Origin of the sequence: Moraxella cuniculi (assembly GCF_900637105.1) — a bacterium.
GTDB lineage: Bacteria > Pseudomonadota > Gammaproteobacteria > Pseudomonadales > Moraxellaceae > Moraxella > Moraxella cuniculi.
In genome coordinates this window covers 2,176,761-2,202,865 of record NZ_LR134343.1, presented here as the reverse complement: position 1 = coordinate 2,202,865, position 26,105 = coordinate 2,176,761, and the positions used below count along the sequence as shown (strand labels likewise).

Here is a 26,105-nt window from a genome sequence, read left to right as displayed (position 1 = left end):
GATTATCCTTATAGTATTGATGATATTGCCCACAATTTATCGCTTTGTGATGGGCGTATTATTGATAGCTTACCTTGATTTTGTGGCTTTGGCAAATGATTTGTGTGAATTTTTTTGATTAAATTTCGTTCGTCAAAAAATCACAAGACATTGCCAAAAAATGTGCTAAAATTTGGGCAATGTATTATGCTTGGATAAAACCTGCCACTTGCGTCTTGCAGTCTGTGGCTTGATATTTATGCATAACAAATACACCGATAAAAATTGCTACAGCTAGCCATAGGAAAATAGCCATGCCTTTAGCCTTTTTTAAGAAAAAATTAACAAATAACTCAAGCATTGCCATTAGTGAAGAAAACAGCCATTATCCGCATTTGTTTGAGCCGCTTGATTTGGGATTTACTCAATTAAAAAATCGCATCATCATGGGGTCAATGCACACGGGGCTTGAGGATAGATTTTATCATTATGGCAGGCTGGCGGCGTATTTTGAGGCTCGAGCAAAAGGCGGAGTGGGGCTGATTATCACAGGCGGCATTTCGCCAAATCGTGAGGGTTGGCTGACGCCTTTGGCAGGTACAATGAATCGCTTGGCAGATGTGGTGCATCATCGCAGAATCACCCACGCAGTGCATAAGCACGGTGCCAAGATATTGCTACAAATTTTGCACGCAGGGCGGTATGGTTATCACCCCTTTGTTGTCGCCCCCAGTGCAATAAAATCGCCCATCTCGCCCTTTAAGCCACGGCAAATGAGCCAAAAAAATATCGCAGCCACCATTGCAGATTTTGCTCATACGGCAACGCTTGCCAAAAAAGCAGGCTATGATGGCGTTGAGATTATGGGTTCTGAAGGTTATCTTATCAATCAATTTTTGTCATCACGCACCAATCAACGCAATGATAAATATGGTGGCACGCTAGAAAATCGTGGGCGGTTCGCAGTTGAGATTGTCAGGGCAATTAGACAAGCGGTCGGTGAGCAATTTATCATCAGTTTTCGGCTGCCTGTGATAGAGTTGGTGGAGCAGGGGCTTGTGATGGCTGAGGTGATTGAGTTTGCCAAATCACTAGAAAGTGCTGGCATAACCTTGTTAAACACTGGCATCGGCTGGCATGAATCACGCATTCCGACCATTGTTAGCAGTGTGCCACGAGCGGCTTTTGTACGATATACCGAAGCACTCAAGGCAGCAGTCAATACGCCCATCATCGCCGCCAATCGCATCAATATGCCCAAAGTTGCTGAGGAAATATTGGCAAGCAATCAGGCGGATTTGGTGCAAATGGCAAGGCCGTTTTTGGCAGATAGTGAATGGGTCAATAAAGCACGCAATAATCAAGAAAATCTTATCAATACTTGCATTGGTTGTAATCAAGCGTGCCTTGATCATACCTTTAATAACGAGCAAGTGAGCTGCTTGGTGAATCCTTTGGCGTGTTTTGAGAGTCAAATTACTCTTAAATCTGCCAAAAAACCCAAAAAAATCGTCATCATCGGAGCAGGTGTTGCAGGTTTGTCGGCTGCAGTAACGGCAGCAACTCGAGGTCATCAGGTGGTGATTTATGAAGCCAAGCCATTTATTGGTGGGCAGTTTAATCTGGCAAAGGTGATACCGGGCAAAGAGGAGTTTTTTGAGACCATTCGCTATTTTCGTGAGCAGATTAAGCGGCTTGGCATTACTGTGGAGCTAAATACCAAAGTGGATAGGGTGATGCTTGCCAATATGCAGGCGGACCATGTTATCATCGCCACAGGGGTTGTGCCACGCCAATTAACCACGCTTGCTGGTGTGAATTTGCCGAAAGTTGTCAGCTACAGCGAGCTTTTAAGCGGCGAGAAGGTGGCAGGCGAGCGAGTGGCGGTGCTGGGTGCAGGGGGTATTGGTTTTGATGTGGCGGAATTTTTGGTGCATGGTGAATCGGTTGCAGCCGATGTCAATGATGAGCATTATCAAGCGGTTGCCCAGACGGCGGAGTCGTTTTTTGCCCAATGGGGCGTGCAGCCAGATGCTCATTATAACCACGAAGGAGGGCTGACCGCTGCCACTGTAATCAAGCCTTGCCGTCAGGTGTATTTGTTGCAACGCAGTTCAGGTAAGCTGGGCAAGTCGCTGGGCAAGACAACAGGCTGGGTGCATAAAGCAGTCATGAAACAGGCAGGTGTGATTCAAATTTCTGAAGCGGAATATGAAAAAATCACCGATGAAGGGCTGTGGGTTCGCCTAGATGGTGTGTCGCAGCTGATTCGCGTTGATACGGTGGTGCTATGTGTTGGGCAAGAATCGGTCAATGAGCTGATGCCAAAACTTGGCGATACGCCAAAAGCGGATTATCATGCCATTGGAGGTGCCAGATTGTCTGATGGATTAGATGCCAAGCGTGCCATTCGTGAGGGTTTTGAGTTGGCGGTGCGGTTGTAGGCTTGAGTGGGTTTAGATTTTATTAATATATTTAAATGACAATTTAGCAAATTTATTAATTTAGCAAGTATATTCTGGCTGTACTTTAGCATTTATGATAATAAATTTTAAACAGATAATTTTTTTATTTTGACAAATTAACTCTAAGTATTTTGATAAGTTTGTCAAAAATCGGCAAAATTTCACCTGCTTGCGGCTGCTTTGGTGCATTTGGCATCAAGCCACCACAAGTTGCTTGGTATCCTGTGGTGGCAGTTGTGCCGTTAGCCGTTATTCTACTTGGCTGACATCACGCACAGCACCAGTGTCGGCAGATGTTGCCATGGCTGCATAAGCACGCAAGGCTTGGCTGACATTGCGATTGCGATTGATGGGTTTAAATGCCATTTTGCCTCTGGATAGTTGTTTTTCGCGGCGTTTATCCAGCTCGTCATCTGTTACATCAAGATGAATTGTGCGATTGGGAATGTCAATGTGAATCGTGTCAAATTCTTCAACAAGACCAATATTACCACCCTCGGCCGCCTCTGGACTGGCGTGTCCGATAGACAGACCTGATGTACCGCCACTAAAACGACCATCGGTCAGTAATGCACAAGCCTTGCCCAGTCCTTTTGATTTTAAATAAGAGGTTGGGTAGAGCATTTCTTGCATACCAGGACCGCCTTTTGGACCTTCGTAACGGATAATGACAATATCGCCTGCAACAATCTGATCGCCCAAGATTGCCTCTACTGCTGCCTCTTGGCTTTCAAATACTCTGGCACGCCCTGTAAAGGTCAAAATGCTCTCATCAACGCCTGCGGTCTTGACCACGCAACCACGCTCGGCAATATTGCCAAACAGCACCGCCAAACCACCATCTTGACTGTAGGCAAAATCCTTACTGCGGATACAGCCACTCTCACGGTTCAAATCCAGATTGCTCCAGACTTTATTTTGGCTAAATGCCTCGGTGGTGCGTATGCCAGCAGGGGCGGCGATATACAGCTCACGAGCCTCACTGTTGTCAGGGTTCATGATGTCCCATTTATCAAGAGCGGCTTGTAGGCTTTCTGAATGCACGGTTGGTACATGGGTTTTTAATAGCCCTGCACGGTTTAATTCTGCCAAAATCCCCATCACGCCACCAGCACGATGCACATCTTCCATGTGGTATTTTTGGGTGGCAGGGGCGACTTTTGATAGGCATGGCACCGAGCGAGACAAGCGGTCAATGTCCGCCATCTTAAAGTCTACGCCTGCTTCATTGGCAGCGGCAAGCAAGTGTAAGATAGTATTGGTTGAGCCACCCATGGCAATATCTAGACTCATGGCATTTTCAAAGGCTTCTTTGCTGGCGATTGAGCGTGGCAGTACGCTGGCATCGTCTTGTTCATAGTAGCGTTTGGCAAGGGCAACGATGCTGCGACCTGCTTGCAAAAACAGCTGTTTGCGTTTGGCATGCGTGGCGAGCAATGAGCCGTTACCAGGCAGTGATAGGCCCAGTGCTTCGGTTAAGCAGTTCATGGAATTGGCGGTAAACATACCAGAGCATGAGCCACAGGTTGGGCAGGCTGAGCGTTCGACATTGGCAACATCATTGTCTGAAATAAGGTCATCGGCAGCATCAATCATGGCATCAACCAAATCCAGCTTACGCACCTTTTGACCATCATCATTGGTGATGGTTTCGTGGACGGTATGCCCATCACCTAGGGTGCTTGCTAACACCTTGCCAGCCTCCATCGGGCCGCCAGAGACAAAGATGGTTGGAATGTTTAGTCGCATGGCTGCCATCAGCATACCTGGGGTGATTTTGTCGCAGTTGGAAATGCAGACCAATGCATCGGCACAATGGGCATTGACCATGTATTCAACACTGTCCGCAATCAAATCACGACTGGGCAAGCTATACAGCATACCACCATGCCCCATGGCAATGCCATCATCAACGGCGATGGTGTTAAATTCTTTGGCAACGCCACCTGCCGCCTCAATCTCTCGGGCGACCAGCTGGCCCAAATCTTTTAAATGCACATGACCGGGAACGAATTGGGTAAATGAGTTGGCAATGGCGATGATGGGCTTGTCAAAATCCGCATCGGTCATGCCAGTGGCACGCCACAAGGCTCTTGCTCCTGCCATGTTGCGACCTGCGGTAGATGTTTTTGAGCGGTAGGTTGGCATATTGCCTCCTTTGTTGGCGATTGGCTACAAATATGAATGCAAATTTGCTTATTTTAGCACTTTTTATCATCAAAAACTTGCTTGATTTTGGCAGTGATGAGAAATTTTGTCTACAAGGGTGCAATGCAACCAAAAATTACCATTCATCAGACTGACAAAATCAACCAAGCGGTAGAGATTATTTGTGATTCATTTGCAGTTACAAAATACAACAAAAAATAAAAATATAATAAAATCAATATCTTAAATAAAATTTTTGCAGTATCGGCAATAAATAAAAATCCAAAAATTTGCAAATCAATACCGATATTGTTAGTCTGATGGATTATTGATTGATTTTTAATTGTATTTTTTAAATTTATCTAAAGATAAAGTTGAAACCGCTACATTGCAATCGTATGCTGGGCGGTTATTCAGATACTGTGCATCGGTGGGTAATGGTATTTGGCAATATTTTTAAATTTATTATTTATATAAAATACAATTAAAAATCCTTAAAAAGTAGCCTTGTTTTACATTGAATATAACAAGGCGATGACACCATTAAGGATAAACTATGAATAATCAACAAGTTACAGATAATTCTTGTGATAAAGAAGTCATGGCAGAAGGGGTTAAAATCAGCCGATTTGGCATATTTCCCAAAGTCAGCATTCCTGTTTTTGTAAGCTCTGCTTTATTGATTATGCTGTTTTTATTATATGGAGCGTTGTTCAGCGAGCAAGCAGGGGCGGTATTTGGACAGGTGCAGCAGTTTATCAGCACCAGAGTTGGTTTTGTGCTGATTATTTTGATGAATGCAGCGTTGGTTTTTTGTGCTTATTTGGGATTTAGCCATTTTGGCGATATTCGTTTGGGTCATCAGACCGAAACGCCGCAGTACAGTTTTGGTTCGTGGATTGGTATGCTGTTTTCGGCAGGGATTGGCATTGGGCTTTTGTACTGGGGAACGGCAGAGCCATTGTATCATTTCGCCTCGCCACCGATGGGTGAGCCACAGAGTATCGAGGCGGCAAAATTGGCAATGCAGCTTTCGTTTTTGCATTGGGGATTGCACGCTTGGGCGGTGTATGCCATCGTTGCGTTGTCGCTGGCATACTTTCATTATCGGCGAGGATTGCCCCTGTCGATTCGCTCGGTGCTGTTTCCGCTGATTGGTAAACGCATCTATGGCAAATGGGGTCATGCGGTTGATGTTTTGGCGGTATTTGGCACGATGTTTGGCGTGGTAACTTCGCTGGGATTGGGCGTCATGCAGCTTGAGACAGGGTTGGTGCAATTGTTTGGCATTAGCCCAAGTATCTGGCTGAAGGTGTCTTTGATTGCACTGATTACCATCGCTGCTGCTGTCTCGGTGATGGCGGGCTTGGATAAAGGAGTGAAAAGATTGAGCGATATTACCATCGTTGCTACTTTGTTGCTGCTTGTCTTTATGGTGATAACAGGGCCGACACAGTTTATTTTTGATAGTTTTGTGGAGAATATTGGCAACTATGCAGGCAATCTTATCAGTCTGGGGCTGTGGAATGAGGCGTATGCCGATAGCAATTGGCAGGCGAGTTGGACGGTGTTTTATTGGGCGTGGTGGGTGAGCTGGTCGCCGTTTGTGGGGATTTTTATTGCACGCATCTCAAGAGGTCGCACCATTCGTGAATTTTTGTTCGGTGTGCTGTTTGTGCCGATGACGCTGCTGTTCTTTTGGTTTACCACATTCGGTGGCGTGGCGGTATATATGGAGCTGCTGGGTGATTTTGGCTTGGTGCAAGCGGTGCAGGCGGACTATGGCAGTGCGGTCTTTAAATTGATTGAATATTATCCATTGACGCAAGGGTTGATGGTGGTGATTTTGGCGATGATTGTCTTGTGGTTTGTAACATCGGCAGACAGTGCCAGTCTGGTGGTGGATATGCTGACGGCAGGGGGTCAGACCAACCCACCAAAGATACAGCGGTTATTTTGGGTAACTTCAGAGGGGCTGATGGCGGCGGTGCTGATTGTGGCAGGTGGCTTGTCGGCACTGCAGGCGGCCGCCATTATTGCAGGTTTGCCATTTGCTTTGGTGGTGTTTGTGATGATGTACTGCCTATGGCGTGGACTGGGACGAGACAGATTGACGCTGTATCGCAACAAGCAGTGGTATATTACCGCAGAGTCGGCAGAGCATAATTCTCACGATGAAATGAGAGATGAGCATTTGCTTGGTGGGCCATTGCCACTGCCCAAGCATGCCACTGATGATAAGCCCAAAGGGTAAAAATTTGGCTCTTGGTCAAAAATATTGGGATTTTTCAAGAAATAGTAAAAATAGTTATCATAAAACTTGAAAATTTAGCAAAACCTTGCTAGGCTTGCAAATTGCACACAAAAACCAATGGCACGGCGATTGGCACGCCAAAGAGTATCATTGGTTCGCCAATAAAACAAACTTGGCAGATTTGCCATAGATGGGAAGATTTCATGACAACGATCCAAGCACAAAAATCATTTATTCTGATGGCGATGGCTGTCTTTTTGCTAATGGTGAGCTTTTATTATTTGATTCATGTATGGTTGATTGTTTTTGCTTCAATTTTGATGGCGGTATTTTTGTTGAGTTTGGTTGAATTTTTGACAAAAATTCCTGTATTGGGGCGGCATGCCAGACGGTTGCCGCATGGCGTGTTATTAACGCTGGTGGTGTTGTTTTTGCTGGGTATTTTTGTGGGTTTTGCTGCCACATTTGGGCATGAGCTTGCCAATCAGCTTGAGCATTTAAAACAAATGATACCGCAAGCATTTGATTATTTGCATCAGTATGTGCAAAGTTATCCAATGCTGTATGAATGGCTACAAAATCAAGCGTGGATTGAGCGACTGCGTAGCGACCCTCAAGGGTTTTTGGCACAGTTTGGCGAAGGTGCGATGACGCATTTGCCGACTTATTTGGGCGGTGTAATCAGCGGTATTGGCACTTTTGTGGTGATTGTGATACTTGGGTTGTTTTTGGCAATTTCGCCTGCGGTATATCGCCGAAGTTTTGTTGCGATGATTCCAAAGAATAGTCGCAACAAGGCGGAATATTTGCTTGAGCGTAGCTATCGTGCGATGCAGCAGTGGCTGGTGGGGCAGCTTGTGGTGATGGGTTTTGTGGGGGCTGCAACAGGGGTGGCGTTGTGGCTGATGGATATTCCTTTTGCCTTGGCGTTGGGGTTTATTGCATTTTTGCTGGATTTTGTTCCTGTGCTTGGCCCTTGGCTGTCAGCAGTGCCGATTGTGCTATTGACGCTGATTGTTGCTCCAGATATGCTGCTGTGGGTGGTTATTATGATTGTGGCGGTGCAGCAGCTTGAGAGTTATGTTGTCGCCCCAATTGTACAAAATCGCATGGTGGATTTGCCACCTGTGGCACTGCTGCTGTCACAAGTGGTGATGGGGTCGATTACGGGCTTTTTGGGTGTGGCACTGGCAGCACCGATGATGGTGATGATTATCGTATGGGTGCAGGTGCTGTATATCAAGTTCACACTGGGGGATTATACGGTACAAATTTTGGATCAAGACGAAGAGCAGATGAAAAATGACCTATATGCTGACTTTCAGGGCTATCAACAAAAACAGACTGCCAATAATCCAGCAAAAAATACGCCACCGCAGCAGACAATCAAGCCAAATGGTGATGATACTTAGTCCAAAGCGGTGGCAGTAATTTTCTCCAAGATAGCATCGTGCAGATAGCCCAAGGCGGCAGGGCGGTTGTTTTTTAGGGTGTTGAGTGCGTGTGTGGTTGCCAGAGCGTGAGAGTTTGGCAATCGCATATAGTTGTCATGCGTGTCAATGATAAGTGTATCGCCTTGCAGGTCGGCACTTATTAGCTGATATTGAGAATTTTTGTAGATGATATTAACATTTCCTGCCAATTGCCAGCGTGCAGCCTCTTGGGCGATGAGTGCTTGGGGTTCGCCATAGACCGCTTGGCTGTGTTTGGCGGTATTGGTGAATTGGGTGTGCAGTGCCAATGGCAACTCATCGCAGGCAATGACAGTTGTGCCGCTGATTTTGATGTGCCATGCAGGGCGGATTGTGCCTGTGGGCAAGCCAAGCATATAAGATGCTTCATCGGCAGTAACCATTTTATTAATTTGCCTAAGCAGTGTGGCACTAAGGGGTAAGTCTGCCTTGATTTCATCGGGCAAGCTGTCATAGTGTGCCAAAAACATTTGTGGCAAATCATAAGCGGTGTCAATGTTGGTCAGTTTGACATTATGCACACGAAACACAAAGCCATCATCACCAAACAGGTCTTGCAAAATCAATAAGGGCTGTTCGTCAGTATCCATAATCATCGGCTCATAAAAATGCTTACTATAGCAAAAATCGGCAAGAAAATCAGCTTAAATCATCATAAAATTATGCTACAATGCAATCAAGATGGCATTGCAAGAAAATGGCGTGTTTGCCGTTGGTGCAATGGCATAAGTCTATGGCAATTACGAGGGATTTTATGAAACCATTATACGATGATAGCAATATTTTTGCCAAAATTTTGCGAGGAGAGCTGCCTTGCCACAAGGTTTATGAAGATGAGAAGACTTTGGCGTTTATGGACATCATGCCTGTGGCGACAGGGCATGTTTTGGTCATTCCCAAATGTCAAGCGGTAGAGCTTAGTGATTTGCCCTTAGAATACGCCACGGCTGTCATTGCCACCGCCCAAAAAGTCATGACTGCTCAGCGTCAAGTGCTAAATACTCAGGCAATCATGCAGATGCAGCTCAATCATGCCGATGCAGGTCAGTCGGTTTTTCATTATCACATACACCTTGTGCCAGCACATTTTAGCACAATTGCCAAGCACGAAACACTGACCGTTGATGCAGACACGCTTGCCAAACTTGCCAAGCAGTTGGCGGCGGCGATTGCTTAATTAAGTTATCATTGCCAAAGAATCTTAGCAAGCCAACTGGCGTGCTGTATTTCACAGCTTAAGGGTGTCTGCCAGCTTGGCACAGATTTATTTGTCAGGCAAAATTGATACAAAAAAGACGCATCATGCGATGCGTCTGATGGGAATGGTGGCATTAACCAACAAAGGCTCGCTCAACCACATAGTCGGCAGGCTCGCCCATGCGTGGCGATACTGTCAAGCCAAACTCGTCCAAGATAGCAGCGGTGTCGGCATTCATCGCCATGCTGCCACAAATCATCACACGGTCATCTTGCTTGTTGATTGGTGGCAGTCCGATGTCGTCAAACAGTTTGCCTGATTTTAATAAGTCGGTAACACGCCCTGTGTTTTTGAACTCATCACGAGTAACGGTTGGGTAGTAGATGAATTTTTCACGCACCCATTCGCCAAAAATCTCATCATTTGGCAATTCGTTCTCAAAAAAATCACGATAAGCCAAATCCTCAACATGACGAACCCCGTGTACCAAAATCACTTTTTCGAAGCGTTCGTAAACTTCAGGGTCGCGGCATAATGATAAAAACGGAGCAAGACCTGTGCCAGTTGCCAGCATATACAAATGTTTACCAGGCAACAAGTCGTCCAGCACCAGCGTGCCTGTGGGTTTTTTGCTGATCAGCAGTTCATCGCCGACTTGAATATGTTGCAGGCGGCTGGTAAGTGGGCCGTCTGGTACTTTGATGGAGAAAAATTCCAACTCTTCTGCCCAGTTCGGACTGGCGATAGAATAGGCACGAGCCAAAGGCTTGCCATCAACCATAATGCCAATCATGGCAAACTCGCCATTGCGAAAACGCAAGCTGTCGCCACGCGTGGTTTTGATGGTGAATAGACTGTCATTCCAATGATGAACATAAGTAACAGTTTCGCTGATAAATTTTGACATAATGTTCTCTATAACTGATTAGGTTGTGATATTAGCCCTGTTAGCTGGCGATTGGTTGGCAGATAATTGGTGTATAATAACCAGTTTTGCCAGAACTATTTAGGGTAATTTTGGAATAAGCACTGCACATTTTAGCATAAACGAGATTATTTTCCCATGCAAGAAATACATTTGCCGATTATTGGTTATCATCGCTCACCGTTACCACAAAAATTTGGTACGCCAAGACAGCCGAATTTGGTTGAGCTTGCCAGTTATATTGACTTCGTGCCACCATTTGATACGCCAGCGGCATTTGAAGGTATTGAGATTTATAGTCATTTGTGGGTATTGTGGCAATTTCATCAGAATGTTGTGCAGAAAAATTTTCGCCCGCAGGTGCGTCCGCCAAGGTTTGGTGGCAATGCCAAGATGGGGGTGTTTGCAACTCGCAGTATGTACAGACCGTCAGGGTTGGGGCTGTCGGTGGTGCGACTTGTCGGCGTTGAATGTTATCAGCACAGTGTGCGGCTACATATCGCTGGTGCTGATATGATTGACGGCACGCCGATTGTTGATATTAAGCCGTATTTACCGTTTGTGGACAGTGTGTCTGATGCTGTCAGTGGCAAGATAGATACGCCAGCTGTCAGGAAGGTTGTGATAGATGCACAGGCAAGCCAAGCATTTGCCGATTGTGTGCTACAAGGGGTGCTAAGTGCGACCGATGTGGATATTATCACCCAGCTTATCGCCCAAGACCCCAGACCTGCCTATCGCCAGCAAGAGGTTGCGGTGGTGTTTTCTTTGCGTTTTTTGCAAGTTGATGTTGATTTTTTGATGGACGATGATGGGCTGATGCACATTGTGCAGGTGCGAATCTTGACAAGCTGATGGCATTGGTCGCATGATAACAGCGGTCAAACTTGACAGTGCTAAGTTTGACCGTTTTTTTGGCTTGGTTAAAAGGTGTAGGTTAATGCGGCAGCATAGTTACGACCTGTTGCTGTGTAGCGAGCAAAACCATAGCCTTTGTCATCAACCATGCTGTTGCCCGCCTCGCCATCAACAAACTGCTTAAGATTCTCCCAAGGGATATAACGCACATTGGTGATGTTGTACACACCAGCGGTTAGGCTTAAGTTTTTGCCAAGTTTTTTGCTGCCATACAGATCGTAGATGAGGGCGTTTTTGCTGCGATTAATATGCTCGTACGCCCCTGAATATTCATAGCTTCTGCCTGTGGCTGTTCTGCCTTGTCTGATGACTTGGGCATCTTTTGCTTTTTTGGCGGCGATGGCATTAACCACGCCGTGCAGCTGCCAGCTGTCATCACTGGCGGTATAGCTTGCACCCATGATTAAGGTTGCTGGGGCGGTGCTTAGTGTGTTGATGGTAAGTTTGCCATTATTGCCGTCAAAACTTGCACGGTCTTTGGCTTGGTGATAGTTGGCAAATGCCAGCAATCGACCATTGGTGTTAAGCAGATTGGATAAATCAGCATCAACACCAAGTTTAAACCCTGTAACTTTGGCATCATTTAGATTGACCGACTGTGAACAGTACGACCCGCCACAGCCTGCTAAGTCATCGCCCCATTTGGTTTGGATAAAATTTTTGTAGTTATTTTGATAAGCTGTTGCGGTTAGCCTTATATTACTAAGTGGCTTAACTTGAACGCTGAACTCTTGGCTAAGGGAGGTTTCGGGTTTGAGTTCAGGGTTGGCAAGTTGTCTGATGTCAAAATATGACACTTCTTGGTTGGCGTACAGTTGGGTGGTGGTCGGTGCCAAAAACCCTGTGGCGATTTTGTAGCCGACTTTGGCACGATTGGGTATTAGGTCATAATCGATACCACCACTGTAGGTGGTTTTTGTAAATCGTGCTTTGGGCAAATTGTTGCCTTGACGGTACAGTTGGCAAAACGACCCTTCGTTATATTCATCACACAATTCGGCATTGATGGCATTTTCATCATTGCCAAAAACATTGCTCTGAAAATATGGCTTGGATTGATAATCGGTGTAGCGTACGCCAATATTTGCTCGCAGGCGATCATTTATCTCAATATTATCATGCAAATAAAAACTCAAATCCTGCTTTTTGCTATCAACAAATGCTCTGTCCATACTCGCTGTTTTGCCCAGCTGCACTGTTGCCAAATCGTAGTTTTGGCGGCTGTATTGCGTACCAAAGCTAAGATTATGCGTGCCTGCCTTGCCCAGCGTGATGGGATTGGTTTTGATGATTAAATCGGCTTGTTTGGTAACAGTGTTGGTCGGTCGATATTCTCGCCGATACAGCTGTGAGGATTTTAAGGTCTCGCCATCAAAGACCCTGTCATAAAGCCAAGTATCCGCCAGTGTCAAGGCACGACTTTGATTAAGATTTATCCCAATGCTGTCAATCAGTGTGGTTGTTGGTTGATAGCGATAACTTAGCCCATAGGTTGCCAGCCGACTGGTGTCATGCGTACGCCGTGCATCATTGGCAAGCCGTCTGTTGGGGCTGATGGGTGGGTTGTGCATGGAGTCGGCATTGGTCAGGCTTTGTTTTTCTTGATACAGACCATGTATGCCAAATCGATGTTTGTTTGATTTGATATAGAGCTTGGCAGTCAAGCCGTCTTGAGTGTAGCTTTGGGGATTTGGATAAATTAAGCTGCTTGCGGTGATGAGGTTTGGCATCTCATCACGGCTAAATACATAATTTGGGTCAAGTTTTGCCTTGTCTTTTGGACGCATGGCATGGTTCTTGGTTTCGCTACCTTCTCGGCGTGTATAATTGAGCAAAAATTCCGCTTTGGTACCAACCGCCGCCATACCAACCGCCGCCATTTTTTCTTCATTTTTATTGCTGTAACCAATTTTGGCATAGCCACCAAAGCCTTGCGTGTCTTTGACTAGGCTTGTAGGTTCTTTGCTCTTAAAGCTCACCGAGCCGCCCAATGCACCAGAGCCGACCGCTGTACTGTCAGCACCTGCGTGTATCAGCACCTGATCCATCAGTTCCATTTCGGGTATGATACGACCCTCAGGCATATAGCCATAGCGTGAAAATATTTCATTTGATTCTGATTCTGGCAAATTCACCCCATCAAGGTTTAGGTTCACCCGATTGCCCTCAACGCCACGAATGGCAAAGCCTTGATTGCCAAATCTGCCCAGCTGGGCGACCGAGACATCGCTGTCATAACGCACTAAATCATAAGCATCATTAATAAGCTGGTTGTTCAGATTGTCCCTTGTGATTTTGCTATCGGCAAATTGCAATCTGGGCAGGCTGGGTTGATGAATGATGGCTGGTGGCAGCACAACGGTGAGTGGGCGGTTGTCGGCAGGCGTGTCCGCATGGGCATTTTGTGCCATAATCATAAAAATACATAACGCCAGTAAGGATTTGCTGGTTGTTGACGTGGTCAATTGATTCATTATCTTGCCTATTTGTTAATTAATATTGCTAAAAAGTATCCGAATAAATTATACATTGTAGCAACAAAATATCAAATGAAAAAATTTTTGATTATCATTCTCATTAACAAATAAAAAGTTATGGATAACCACAAGAAAAATGGCAAAATTCTGATATCAGATGGGTAGGCTAACTGATTGATGTTATATAAAATCTGTAATGGTGGCGGCAAATCTTGCAATTAGCGGTTGGTAAAAATGTGGAAAAACGGCATGGTGGAATTCAATCGTCTGATTTGCTTTATAAAAGCAAAACCCCCGTCCTAAGACAGGGGAAATGTGATGGTGCCCAGAGCCGGACTTGAACCGGCACGCTCAAAAGAGCGAGGGATTTTAAATCCCTTGTGTCTACCAATTTCACCACCCGGGCAAAAAATGGAGGCTGGAGTCGGAATCGAACCGGCGTACACGGAGTTGCAGTCCGCTGCATGACCACTCTGCCATCCAGCCATTTAAGTGTTGCTATCTTACCAAAAATTTTCAAAAAAACAAGCAAAATTTTCAAATTTTCAAAAATTTTTAGCAAATGGGCAGGTATTTTATTATTTTGCACACAAAATCAACCAAATTGCAAGCGATAAATCTGACCGCTATGTATAAGGTTGTGGCGGAAATCCGCAAGTTTACGATTGATAAGCAAAAAAAAAGGGTTATAATAAGAAGATTTATTGGGCGATTATTTATTAATTGTCAGACAGTGCCAAGCATGCTTGGCGTATGAAGCGGTTTTAAGGTTTTGCTTAATTTATATTTAATTTTTAATATTGAGTAGGTAAATCCGTAAAATCATGTAACAAAAAGTAGGTTTTTATGAAATTAAATTTACGCGCAGCCATGATTATTGCTTTGATGGGCAGTACAGGCTTTTTGGTGGCGTGTGGCAAGTCTAATGAGCAAGCAGCTCAGCAGCAACAAATGCCAAACCCAGTTGTTGATGTACAGACCATCACCTTGCAGACTGTGCCTGTGATTCAGAGTTTTGCAGGTCGAGTGGCGGCCAGCGAGACTTCTGAGGTGCGTCCGCAGGTAACGGGCGTGGTCGAAGAAGTGCTGTTCCGTGAGGGCAGTATCGTGCAGGCAGGACAGCCTTTGTACCGCATTAATGTTGATAACTATACCAGCTCGGTTCAGGCTGGTGAAGCGGCGGTCAGAAGTGCCGAAGCTGCGGTGGGCAATGCACAAGCAACCAGAGCATCAGCACAGGCAAATCTGGCAGCACAACAGGCAAATCTGGCACAGGCTCGTGCGGATTTGGCACGCTATGAAGGCTTGTTAGAAGTGCAGGCGGTCTCTCGTCAATTATACGATCAGGCGGTAACCGCAGTGCGTACGGCACAGGCAAATGTCGAAGCTGCCAAAGCAGCAGTAGCACAAGCAGATGCCAATATCGCCAGTGCCAGCTCATCAGTACAAAGTGCCAAAGCCAGTCTGGGAGCCAGTCAGCTGGATATTGGTCGCACCATCGTCAAAGCTCCAATCAGTGGCGTAACAGGCATCTCTGCCGTTACCGCTGGAGCATTGGTTGCAACCAACCAAGCAACGCCGCTGGTTACCATCAGTCGCTTGAATGAAGTGTATGTGGATATCAGCCAGTCTGCTGCCGAAATGCTACGCTTGCGTGAACAAATCGAGTCAGGTCAGGCAGGTCAGGGCAGTGCAGAGGTGCAACTGGTGCTAGAAGATGGACAAACTTACCCGATGCTTGGCAGATTGTTGCTTGCCAATGCACGCGTTGATGAATCAACAGGGGCGATGACCTTGCGTGCGATTTTCCCAAATCCACAAGGCAAGCTAGTGCCAGGTATGTTTGTTAATGCTCGCCTGATTCAAAGCGTTGTCCAAAACGCTGCTTTGTTGCCACAAAGTGCCATCATGCGTACACCAACTGGCGAAACTCAAGTATATATCGTCAATGCTGACAATAAGGTTGAGCTACGCAACATCACAACCTCTGGTACTTATAATGGCAATTGGATTGTAACAGGTGGTATTAATTCTGGCGACCGTGTGGTGATTATCGGTGGCAGCAAGGTAAAACCTGATCAAGAGGTAACGGCACGCGAACTGCCAGCAGCCAGCAGCGAAGCAAATGCTGCAGCCCAAGCTCCAGCAGGCAACCAACCAGCCGCCAATGCAGCAACTGTACCTATGGCTCGTCCATCAAAAGATGGCGACACTGCCGATGCAGCAACCGAAGCCGAAGCGGCAGCTGACTCATCTCAATAATCCAACGAATAGGTAATATATGTCTCGTTTTTTTATTCATAGACCGATTTTTGCTTGGGTTATCGCCATCTTAATCATGCTGGTGGGTATCTTGGCAATTCGTGGTCTGCCAATTGAGCAATATCCACAAATCGCACCACCGACAGTATCGGTGCAGGCAACATACCCCGGTGCTGATGCCGAGACCATTGAAAACTCGGTAACTCAAGTCATTGAGCAGCAGATGAAAGGATTGGACGGCTTGATGTATATGTCATCAAGCTCATCAGCAGCAGGGACGGCATCCGTTACCCTGACTTTTGAAAATGGCACAAATCCAGACACTGCACAAGTTCAGGTGCAAAACAAGCTACAAGCTGCAACCAGCTCACTGCCCGAAATGGTGCAACGAATGGGTCTGACGGTCGAAAAATCAGCCAGCGACTTCTTGATGGTGGCGGGTTTTGTTTCTGAAGATGGCAGCATGGATCAGACGGATATCGCTGACTATATCAATGCCAATATTGTCGATCCGATCAGCCGTGTAGAGGGCGTTGGCGGTACGAATATCTTTGGTTCGGCGTATGCCATGCGTATCTGGCTTGATCCTGACAAACTGCGTGCCTATGGGCTGATGCCTGCTGATGTATCGGCAGCAATTTCTGCCCAAAATGTGCAAGTATCGGCAGGTCAATTGGCAACATTGCCAACCGATACGGATAAGGCGGTGATTAATGCGACTGTCAGTGTACAAAGCTATATGCAAACGCCAGAGCAGTTTGAGAATATTTTGCTAAAAACCGATACCTCAGGGGCGCAGGTACGCATTAAAGATGTTGCTCGTGTTGAGCTGGGCAGTGAAAACTACCAATTCCAAGCTCAATATAACGGCAAGCCTGCCTCAGGTATGGCAATCATGCTATCATCGGGTGCGAACGCATTGGAGGTGCGTGAGGCTGTCGGTGCCAGACTTGATGAATTGTCGAAGAATTTCCCACAAGGCATGAAAATGGTTGTGCCTTATGACACCACGCCATTTGTGCGTTTGTCAATCAGCCAAGTGGTTAATACGCTGATTGAAGCGATTGTGCTGGTGTTTTTGGTCATGTTCTTATTCTTGCAGAATTGGCGTGCAACCTTAATCCCAACTTTGGCGGTGCCTGTGGTGATTTTGGGTACTTTTGCCGTATTGTCTATGCTGGGCTACAGCATTAACATTTTGACAATGTTTGCAATGGTGCTTGCCATCGGCTTGCTCGTGGATGATGCGATTATCGTCGTGGAGAATGTTGAGCGTCTGCTAGAAGAAGACCCCAATATCTCTGTGATGGACGCAACGATAAAATCCATGGGCGAAATCAGCAAGGTGGTTGTTGGTATTGCGTTGATTTTGTCGGTGGTTTTTGTACCGATGATTTTCTTTGGTGGTTCAACTGGGGTGATTTATCGTCAGTTTGCGGTAACTTTGATTACCAGCATGACACTGTCGGCAATCATTGCCTTGATTTTTACACCAGCATTATGCGTTACTATCTTAAAACGACAAGCACACAAAGATATTCATACCCAAAAAGGCTTTTTTGGTTGGTTTAACCGTCTATTTTATAAGGCAAGTCAGCGTTACGAGAGATTTGTCGGCAAGACTTATTCTGCCAAATTAATCTATTTGGGCATTTATGCAGCAATCATTGCCGTGATGGCGTTGCTTTTTGTGCGTCTACCAAGCTCCTTCGTTCCTGAAGAAGATCAGGGTGCGGTGATGACTTTGGTGCAGCTGCCAGCAGGTTCAACATTGGCACAGACCAATTCGGTCATGCAGAAGATGGCAGAGTACTATAACACCCAAGAAGCGGATAATATTGAATCGGTATTTACCATTTCAGGTTTTAGCTTTATGGGTACTGGACAAAATGCTGGTATGGCATTTGTTGATTTAAAAGACTGGGACGAGCGTAAGGGTGAGCAAAATACCGCCCAAGCAATCGTGGCTCGTGCGATGGCGATGAATGTGATGATTCCTGAGGCGAGTTTGATTTATCCAGTTGCTCCGCCACCAATTCAGGGCTTTGGTAATGCCAGCGGCTTTGAGATGCAGCTACAAGATATTGGCGGTGTTGGCCATGCAGCCTTGCTTGAGGCACGCAATATGCTGATGGGCATGGCAATGCAAAACTCAGAGATTGCGTCAATTCGCCCAGGTGGTCAAGAAGATGCACCGAAGCTAAAAGTGGACATTAACCAGCAACAGGCAGCTGCTTATGGCGTTTCGTTGCCAACAGTTAATGGCACTTTGTCGCAAGCATGGGGCGGTAGCTATGTCAATGACTTCATTGATCGTGGTCGTATCAAGAAAGTTTATATCCAAGGTGAGCCAAGCAGTCGCACCGTACCAGAGGATATCAACCGTTGGTATGTGCGTAATAATTCAGGCGAAATGGTTAGCTTGGGTGCATTTGCAACCAGCAAGTGGGAATATGGCAGCCCAAGTCTGACTCGCTATAATGGCTTCTCATCAATGGCTCTGACAGGGGCAGCAGCACAAGGCAAGAGTACTGGTGATGCGATGAATGCAATGGCTCAGATGGCAGAACAGTTGCCAGAGGGTATTGATTTTGAATGGACAGGCTTATCACTTGAGCAACAAAAATCAGGCGGTCAAGCACCATTCTTGTATGCCATTTCTATCTTGGTGGTATTTTTGTGCTTGGCGGCATTGTACGAAAGTTGGTCTGTGCCATTTTCGGTGATTTTGGTTATTCCGCTGGGTGTTATCGGTGCGTTGCTATTTACGACATTGCGTGGTTTTGCCAATGATGTTTATTTACAAGTAGCACTATTGACCGTGGTCGGCTTGTCGGCGAAAAATGCGATTTTGATTATTGAATTTGCCAAAGAAATCCAAGAATCAGGCAAGTCGCTCAAAGAATCAGTCATGGAAGCAGCACGCCTAAGATTGCGTCCGATTATCATGACATCGCTGGCATTTGGCATGGGTGTTGTGCCACTTGCGATTGCTTCAGGTGCAGGCTCAGGCAGCCAAAATGCAGTTGGCACTGGGGTTGTTGGCGGTGTATTGACAGCAACTTTCTTGGGCATATTCTTTATCCCAATGTTCTATGTGTGGGTAAGAACGCTATTCCCATATAAGCCAAAATTGACTGTTAATACACAAGTTAAGGAGTAATCATGACTACTTCAACTGTAAAAGTTTTTAGCCTGTCGCTACTGGCTGCTGCTTTGGCAGCCTGTGGTAGCATTCCAAAAAAAATCGACACAACAGCAGCCGTGCTTGCTGTGCCAAATGTGCCGATGAATGAATCCTATGAAGTGTATGATGACCAAACCATCAGCACCAGTCAAGCAGGCAGTATGGCAGCAGTGCGTTGGCAGGATTTTTATACCGATGACAAACTCAAGTCTTTGATTGAGTTGGCGTTGGAGCATAATAAAGACCTGCAATCAGCAGTGTTGGCGGTGCAGTCAGCTCGTGCTCAGTACCAAATCACCCAAGCTGGTAGCTTGCCATCGGTCGGTGCATCAGCAGGGGCGACACGCCAAGCCAACAACCGTATCGATGCCAACCCATCGACAGCTTATAATGTTGGTCTGGCGATGAGTAGCTATGAGCTGGATTTGTGGGGTAAGGTTGCCAGCCAAAAACAGCAAGCATTGCACCAATATCTGGCCACCAACGCCGCCAAAGATGCTGCACAAATCTCCATCATCTCAGGCGTAGCACAAGGCTATGTCAGTTTGGCACACGCACTGGCACAGCGTCAGCTTGCTGTTGAGACGCTCAAGACTCGTGAACAGGCATTGCTTATCACCCAAAAACGCTTTGAGGCGGGCATTGATGCCAAATCGCCCAGTTTGCAGGCGGCAAGCTCACTTGAAGAAGCAAAACTTGCGGTATATACTGCCGATACCAATATCCTAAAAGCACGCAATGGTCTACAGTTACTCATTGGTCAGCCTGTGCCAGATGAGCTATTACCAAGCATTAACAGTAACTTGCGCCTTAGCGATATCACGGCACAGACCTTGTTTAGCACAGGGTTGCCAAGCGAGCTGTTGTACTATCGTCCTGATATTATCCAAGCTGAACAAATGCTAAAAGCGACAGGGGCGAATATCAATGTCGCTCGAGCGGCTTATTTCCCTTCGATTCAACTGTCGTCAAACATTGGCTTTAGCAGTGGCAGTCTGGATGATTTGTTAAAAAGCTCGGCATTGGGCTGGTCGTTTGGGCCAAGCATTAGCCTGCCGATTTTTGATGCAGGGGCTCGCCGTGCCAATTATCAAGTTGCCCAAGTTGCCCAGCAGTCCGCCTTGGTAAATTACGAAAAAGCCATTCAAACTGCCTTTAAGGAAGTTTCTGATGTGCTTGCTGACCGTGCCAATCTGGGTCGTCAATTGCAGTCGCAATTTAGCCTACAAGATAATTTTCAGCAGACTTATAACATTGCTTATGCAAGGTTTCGTTCAGGGCTTGACAACTATCTGACCGTGTTAGATGCCGAGCGTTCGCTATTTGCCAATCAGCAGGGCATTTTACAACTAGAATTGGCAAGATTAATCAGCCAGATTCAGTTGTATCAAGCACTTGGCGGCGGTGCTAATTTGACCGCCGAGCAGATTGCTGAGTTTGAGCGTCAGCGTCAGGCGATGCGTACTGCCGAGCTTGCCAATGGTCAACAGCTTGAAAAAGCAGCAGTGCCAGCGGCAAGCCAGACTGTCATCACGCAACCTGTGCCAGAACACTTACCAAGTGGTACACAGGCACCGTGATTGTGATGAAAATTTATCTAAAAGCACTCATTGATGGGTGCTTTTATTTTTTGCTTGTGTTAGAATGGGGGTAGGTTTGTTGCCAAAGATGGCAATTTTTTAAGTCCGTTTAAGGGAGTATTTATGAATAGACGCAATTTTTTGTATGGTAGCATGGGTGCGACAGCATTGGGATTATTTGGCTTGCCAAAGATGGCATTGGCTACGCTGCCAACAGTTTCACTACAAACGCCCGAGCATTTATCAGGCAACCCTTTGCTTGATTTTTCGGGTTTGCCAAAGTATTCAAAAATCAAACCTGAGCATATCATGCCTGCGATGCAATTTTTGATTGATGAATCCAAAAAAGTCATCGAGCAGGTCGCAAACCAGCCGAATTTAACTTGGGATAATTTTTATTTCCCTTTGGCGGACATTGATGAAAAATTTGATCGTGCATGGACATCGGTATCAAATCTCAACTCTGTTGCCAATACACCAGAATTAAGAGAGGCGTATAACAGCACCAGAAGTGTTGTGAGCGAGTTTTACACTTGGCGTGGTATGCACAAGCCACTGTTTGATGCGATGATGACGCTAAAAAACTCTCCAGAATTTGCCCAGTACAATGCCGCACAACAAAAATCCATTGATGATGCTTTGCTGAGTTTCCGCTTGTCGGGCATTGATTTGCCAAAAAATCAGCAAGAGCAGTTGGCGGATATTAATAAACGCTTATCAGAATTATCAACGCAGTTTGGCAATAATGTGCTAGATGCAACCAATGGCTGGCATAAGACTTTTGACACTGCCGAGCCGCTAAAAGGGCTAAATGAAGCAGCCTTGCAAAGTGCCAAAAAAGCCGCCGAGGACAAAGGCCAGACAGGCTATCGCATTGGACTGGATACGCCAAGCTATACAGCGGTAATGAACTATGCTGATGACGCTGCCTTGCGTGCCGAAGTGTACGAGGCATTTTTTACCAGAGCCTCTGAACTTGGGCCAAATGCTGGCAAATGGGACAATGGCCCTGTGATTGCTGAGATTTTGTCATTGCGACTGAAAAAATCCAAACTGCTTGGATTTAAAAATTATGCCGAATATTCTTTGGCAACCAAAATGGCAGATTCGCCAGCAGAGGTGATGGCGTTTTTGACAGGATTGGTGAACAAAAGCCGCAGCAAGGCAAAAACACAGGTTGAAGAGCTTGCCAAATTTGCCAAAACAAACTATGGCGTAGACAAGCTTAACGCGTGGGACATGGCATATTATACCGAAAAACACAAAAATGCCCTGTATTCATTTGACAAAGAAATGCTGCGTGAATACTTCCCCGAAGACAAAGTGCTGTCAGGCTTATTTGAGATTAGCAAGCGTCTTTTCGGTATCAGCATTCGCCCAGCCAAAGCCGATGTTTGGGACGAGTCGGTGAAGTTCTATGAAGTTTATGACGCTTTGGGTCAGCACAAGGCATCGTTTTATTTGGATATGTATGCTCGCAGCAACAAGCGTGGCGGTGCATGGCAGTCGGTTGCCATTGACCGTATTCGCCGTGCCGATGGCAGTTTGCAATTGCCTGTTACTGTGATGGCGATGAATTTTCGCAAGCCTGCCGATGGTCAGCCATCGCTATTGTTGCACGATGAAGTAAATACGCTGTTTCATGAGTTTGGACATGGCTTGCAATCCATGCTGACACAGATGGAGATTCTCGGGGTAACAGGGTTTAATGGCATACCATGGGACGCTGTTGAGTTTAACAGTCAGCTGATGGAGGGTTTTACCCTAGATCGTAAATCACTACCGCTAATCTCGGCACATTATAAGACTGGCGAGCCGCTGCCAAGCGAATTGCTTGATAAACTGCTAGAAGCCAAGCACTATCAAGGGGCATATCGTTTAATCCGTCAGTTGGAATTTGGTATTTTTGACATGAGAGCCAATACCGAGTACACTGCTGACAAGCCAAGCAACTATGCACAAAACCTGTTTTTGCAAGTTGTTGATGAGGTTGGTGTTGCTCATACGCCACGCTATGTACGCCGTCCGAACTTCTTTACGCACTTGTTCTCTGGCGGTTATGCAGCAGGATATTATAGCTATCTGTGGGCAGAGCTGTTGGCAAGCGATGGTTTTGCCAAGTTTGAAGAAGAGGGCGTACTAAACCCTGTAACAGGCAAACGCCTAGAAGACACCATCTTGTCTCAGGGTGGTTCTCGTTCGCCGATGGAGTTGTATATTAATTATCGTGGCCGCAAGCCAGATCCAAAGGCACTGCTCGCCACTTATGGCATTGAGTGATTTAAGCCTATCTTGAAAAACGGTCAGTAAGCTGGCCGTTTTTTTATAATCAGTGATAACCAGTTGCCACTGACAGATTGCTTATGCAAACATTGTGTTCGGTAGGATAGTGCATTTATATTTATAGTAATTTTATCAAAGCTGCCAAATTTTTATAAAAATTGACAATTGTCAAAATTATTTTTAATTTATTAGAATTAATAAAAATCATTCGAAATGGCATTTGGCAGGTAATTTCTATCTATTATTGCCATGTTGTGTAAGCTAAAATGGCTTAAAGCTAATATCAAATATACTTAATCACCAAGCTATTTTGGTGTGGTTTTGGTAATGGGCTTATGCCAATAATTTGTACATTTTGGCTGCTGTAACGATGATTGTTAGCCAAGCAAACAAGTTGCAAGTACTGATTTATAAACCATCAAGCTTAGATTAGAGGTATAAAAAACGCCAAGCAATCGTTGGCGTTTTTGGTTGTTTTATTAGTGATTTGATGACTTTTGGGCATCGGTTACGGCAATCGCTGTCATATTGACGATGCGTCTGGCCGTTGCTGCAGGTACAAGGATATGCACAGGCTTATCAGCACCAAGCAAGATTGGGCCAATCGCTGAACCGCCGCTGGTTGCCTTGAGTAGGTTAAAGGCAATATGAGCTGCGTCCAAAGTTGGCATAATCAGCAAGTTGGCAGAGCCGTGCAGGGTGCTAAATGGGTGATTTTGTTCACGCACACGCACATCAAGAGCGGTATCGCCGTGCATTTCGCCATCAAACTCAAAATCCACATTCATTTCACGCAAAATGCGGTAAGCTTCACGCATTTTCACTGCTGATTCTCGCTGTGAAGTACCGAAGTCAGAGTGCGACAATAGGGCGACTCGTGGCTCAACACCGAAGCGGCGAATGCTTTGGGCGGCCAAGATGGTCATTTCGGCAATTTGCTCAGCGGTTGGGTTTTCGTGAATGTATGGATCGGCGATAAATAATGTGCGATCTTGGAGAATAACACCGCTCATTGCATAAAAATCGCTGACACCTGCACGCTTACCGATAACACGGCGGATATAGCCCAAGTGCAAATCATAATAACCAAAAGTACCACATAGCAAGCCATCAGCATCGCCTTGGCTGACCATCATCGCACCCAAAAGCGAGCTTTTGCGACGCATATCGCGGCGTGCCAATTCTGCCGATACGCCCAAGCGATGGTTGGCTTGATGGTAGTGTTGCCAGTATGCTTCATGCTTAGGATTGTTATTGATATCAACCACTTCTACATTTTCGCCCAAGTGTAGACGAAGACCCAGTGCCTGAATCTGTTCAGCGATAACCTCTGGGCGACCGATGACAATAGGGTGAGCCATGTTCTCATCAACCACCACCTGTACGGCACGCAGGACATTTGGATCTTCACCTTCTGCATAGACAATGCGTTTGGGTGCTTGTTTGGCTTGGGTGAAAACAGGTTTCATTGCCAGTGCAGAGTTATAAACAAACTCGGAGAGGGTTTGGCGATAGGCATCAAAATCCTCAATCGGCAAAGTCGCCACACCAGAATCCATCGCAGCTTTGGCAACAGCAGGGGCGATGTTTAGGATTAGGTTTGGCTCCAGTGGGCCAGGAATGAGATATTCACGACCGAACTGCTTGCTTTCGGTGGCTTTGTCTGTTTCAGACAGCGACACTTCGGTATGTGCCATCGCTGCAATGGCGTGCACACAGGCGATTTTCATCTCTTCATTGACAATGGTTGCACCAACATCCAATGCACCACGGAAAATGTAAGGGAAGCACAGGGCGTTATTGACTTGGTTTGGATAATCCGAGCGACCTGTTGCCATGATGACATCAGAACGAGCAGCGTGTGCAAGTTCTGGCATGATTTCGGGCGTGGGGTTGGCTAGGGCAAAGATGATGGGGTCTTTTGCCATGCGTTTGACCATATCAGGGGTCAAGATACCAGGGCCTGATAATCCCAAGAAAAAGTCAGCATCGCCAATGACTTCATCAAGCGTTACTGCGTCAGTAGCTTGGGCGAAGCGTTGTTTTGATTCATCCAGCCCCTCACGATGCGTGGTAATGACACCGCGAGAATCAAGCACATAGATATTTGAGCGAGTAACGCCAAGTGCCACAATCAGCTCAAGGCAGCTAATCGCCGCTGCACCCGCACCCGAACAGACAACTTTAATGTCAGCGATGTCTTTTTTGACAAGTTTTAGGGCGTTAAGCAGGGCGGCAGCTGCGATGATTGCCGTGCCATGCTGGTCGTCATGGAACACAGGAATATTCATGCGTTCACGCAATTCTTGCTCAATTTTGAAGCATTCAGGGGCTTTGATGTCTTCTAGGTTAATACCGCCAAAGGTCGGCTCAAGGCTTGCTACCGCTTCGATGAATTTGTCAGGATCGTTTTGGTTAATCTCAATGTCAAAAACATCAATGCCAGCGAATTTTTTAAATAATACGCCTTTGCCTTCCATCACAGGCTTAGATGCCAATGCACCGATATTACCCAAGCCAAGCACGGCAGTACCATTGGTAATAACACCAACCAAATTGTTGCGAGCGGTGTATTTGGCAGCAAGTTTGGGATCTTTTTCAATCTCAAGGCATGGCACGGCAACGCCTGGTGAGTAGGCGAGTGCCAAATCTCGTTGGTTGGCGATTTTTTTGGTTGGTGTTACAGAGATTTTGCCGGGGCGTGGGTGTTCGTGATAGTGCAGAGCAGCTTGTTCAAATTGCTGTTTTTGTAGGTCGGCATCAGAATTAAATGCCGTGTCTTTTACCTTTTGTTCTTCGGGGATTGTGTTACTCATAAATGACCCATTGGCTTGTTTGATGAATCCGTTTACTTACAATGCGTACACTGTGCGGTTGTAAGTTTGGTTGTAAATATAAATTCGGTCTTGCTATTTTAGCATGATTTTTTATCAAGTGATAGGCAAAAACAGAGATAA

14 protein-coding genes and 2 tRNA genes are annotated in these 26,105 nt (G+C 46.0%); 9 read left to right on the top strand and 7 right to left on the bottom strand.

Annotated features, from left to right (window positions below; all coding sequences use genetic code 11):
• Positions 1–293 precede the first annotated feature (293 nt).
• A complete protein-coding gene (locus EL162_RS09885) occupies positions 294–2,423 on the top strand; it encodes an NADPH-dependent 2,4-dienoyl-CoA reductase (protein WP_126331611.1) in 2,130 nt (709 codons plus the stop codon).
• A 270-nt stretch (positions 2,424–2,693) separates the two neighbouring features.
• On the opposite strand, the gene ilvD is transcribed toward EL162_RS09885, so the two are convergent.
• Positions 2,694–4,592: a dihydroxy-acid dehydratase gene (gene ilvD, locus EL162_RS09880; protein ID WP_126331610.1), complete on the bottom strand. Its 1,899-nt coding sequence runs from the start codon at positions 4,590–4,592 to the stop codon at positions 2,694–2,696.
• Between the two features lie 556 nt (positions 4,593–5,148).
• Here ilvD and EL162_RS09875 point away from each other — a divergent pair.
• The gene (locus tag EL162_RS09875) at positions 5,149–6,846 is read left to right on the top strand and encodes a BCCT family transporter (RefSeq protein ID WP_076555983.1); all 1,698 of its coding nucleotides are present in this window, start codon (positions 5,149–5,151) and stop codon (positions 6,844–6,846) included.
• A gap of 101 nt (positions 6,847–6,947) precedes the next feature.
• On the top strand, positions 6,948–8,258 hold the full coding sequence (locus tag EL162_RS09870; RefSeq protein WP_227543405.1) for an AI-2E family transporter: 1,311 nt from the start codon (positions 6,948–6,950) through the stop codon (positions 8,256–8,258).
• Here the strand turns inward: EL162_RS09870 and EL162_RS09865 are convergent.
• Positions 8,255–8,908: a hypothetical protein gene (locus tag EL162_RS09865; protein WP_126331609.1), complete on the bottom strand. Its 654-nt coding sequence runs from the start codon at positions 8,906–8,908 to the stop codon at positions 8,255–8,257. The two genes, EL162_RS09870 and EL162_RS09865, sit on opposite strands and share 4 nt — an antisense overlap.
• Before the next feature lie 164 nt (positions 8,909–9,072).
• Between EL162_RS09865 and EL162_RS09860 the strand changes: the two genes are divergently transcribed.
• Positions 9,073–9,495 (top strand): HIT family protein, encoded by a 423-nt coding sequence (locus EL162_RS09860; protein ID WP_126331608.1) that lies wholly within the window; start codon positions 9,073–9,075, stop codon positions 9,493–9,495.
• A 154-nt stretch (positions 9,496–9,649) separates the two neighbouring features.
• Here the strand turns inward: EL162_RS09860 and EL162_RS09855 are convergent, their stop codons facing one another.
• On the bottom strand, positions 9,650–10,423 hold the full coding sequence (locus EL162_RS09855) for a ferredoxin--NADP reductase (RefSeq protein ID WP_076555987.1): 774 nt from the start codon (positions 10,421–10,423) through the stop codon (positions 9,650–9,652).
• A 156-nt stretch (positions 10,424–10,579) separates the two neighbouring features.
• On the opposite strand from EL162_RS09855, the gene tsaA reads away from it, so the two are divergent.
• Positions 10,580–11,296: a tRNA (N6-threonylcarbamoyladenosine(37)-N6)-methyltransferase TrmO gene (tsaA, locus tag EL162_RS09850; RefSeq protein ID WP_126331607.1), complete on the top strand. Its 717-nt coding sequence runs from the start codon at positions 10,580–10,582 to the stop codon at positions 11,294–11,296.
• Positions 11,297–11,364: 68 nt separating this feature from the next.
• On the opposite strand, the gene EL162_RS09845 is transcribed toward tsaA, so the two are convergent.
• From EL162_RS09845 to EL162_RS09835, 3 genes are all read right to left on the bottom strand, one after another.
• Entirely contained in the window at positions 11,365–13,833 is a 2,469-nt protein-coding gene (locus tag EL162_RS09845) for a TonB-dependent hemoglobin/transferrin/lactoferrin family receptor (RefSeq protein ID WP_126331606.1), read from the bottom strand.
• A 322-nt stretch (positions 13,834–14,155) separates the two neighbouring features.
• Positions 14,156–14,242, bottom strand: a tRNA-Leu gene (locus EL162_RS09840).
• Positions 14,243–14,248: 6 nt separating this feature from the next.
• A tRNA-Cys gene (locus EL162_RS09835) sits at positions 14,249–14,322 on the bottom strand.
• A 360-nt stretch (positions 14,323–14,682) separates the two neighbouring features.
• On the opposite strand from EL162_RS09835, the gene EL162_RS09830 reads away from it, so the two are divergent.
• The 4 genes from EL162_RS09830 (at position 14,683) to EL162_RS09815 (ending at position 23,145) form a co-directional block, all read left to right on the top strand.
• Positions 14,683–16,098, top strand: a complete 1,416-nt coding sequence (locus EL162_RS09830) for an efflux RND transporter periplasmic adaptor subunit (protein ID WP_126331605.1) — start codon at positions 14,683–14,685, stop codon at positions 16,096–16,098.
• Positions 16,099–16,117: 19 nt separating this feature from the next.
• Complete coding sequence (locus EL162_RS09825) at positions 16,118–19,261, top strand: efflux RND transporter permease subunit (protein ID WP_126331604.1); 3,144 nt, start codon at positions 16,118–16,120, stop codon at positions 19,259–19,261.
• A gap of 2 nt (positions 19,262–19,263) precedes the next feature.
• Positions 19,264–20,865, top strand: a complete 1,602-nt coding sequence (locus EL162_RS09820; RefSeq protein ID WP_227543404.1) for an efflux transporter outer membrane subunit — start codon at positions 19,264–19,266, stop codon at positions 20,863–20,865.
• Between the two features lie 123 nt (positions 20,866–20,988).
• A complete protein-coding gene (locus EL162_RS09815) occupies positions 20,989–23,145 on the top strand; it encodes a M3 family metallopeptidase (protein WP_078310302.1) in 2,157 nt (718 codons plus the stop codon).
• Between the two features lie 482 nt (positions 23,146–23,627).
• Here the strand turns inward: EL162_RS09815 and EL162_RS09810 are convergent, their stop codons facing one another.
• Entirely contained in the window at positions 23,628–25,964 is a 2,337-nt protein-coding gene (locus EL162_RS09810; protein ID WP_126331602.1) for an NADP-dependent malic enzyme, read from the bottom strand.
• Between the last annotated feature and the right edge of the window lie 141 nt (positions 25,965–26,105).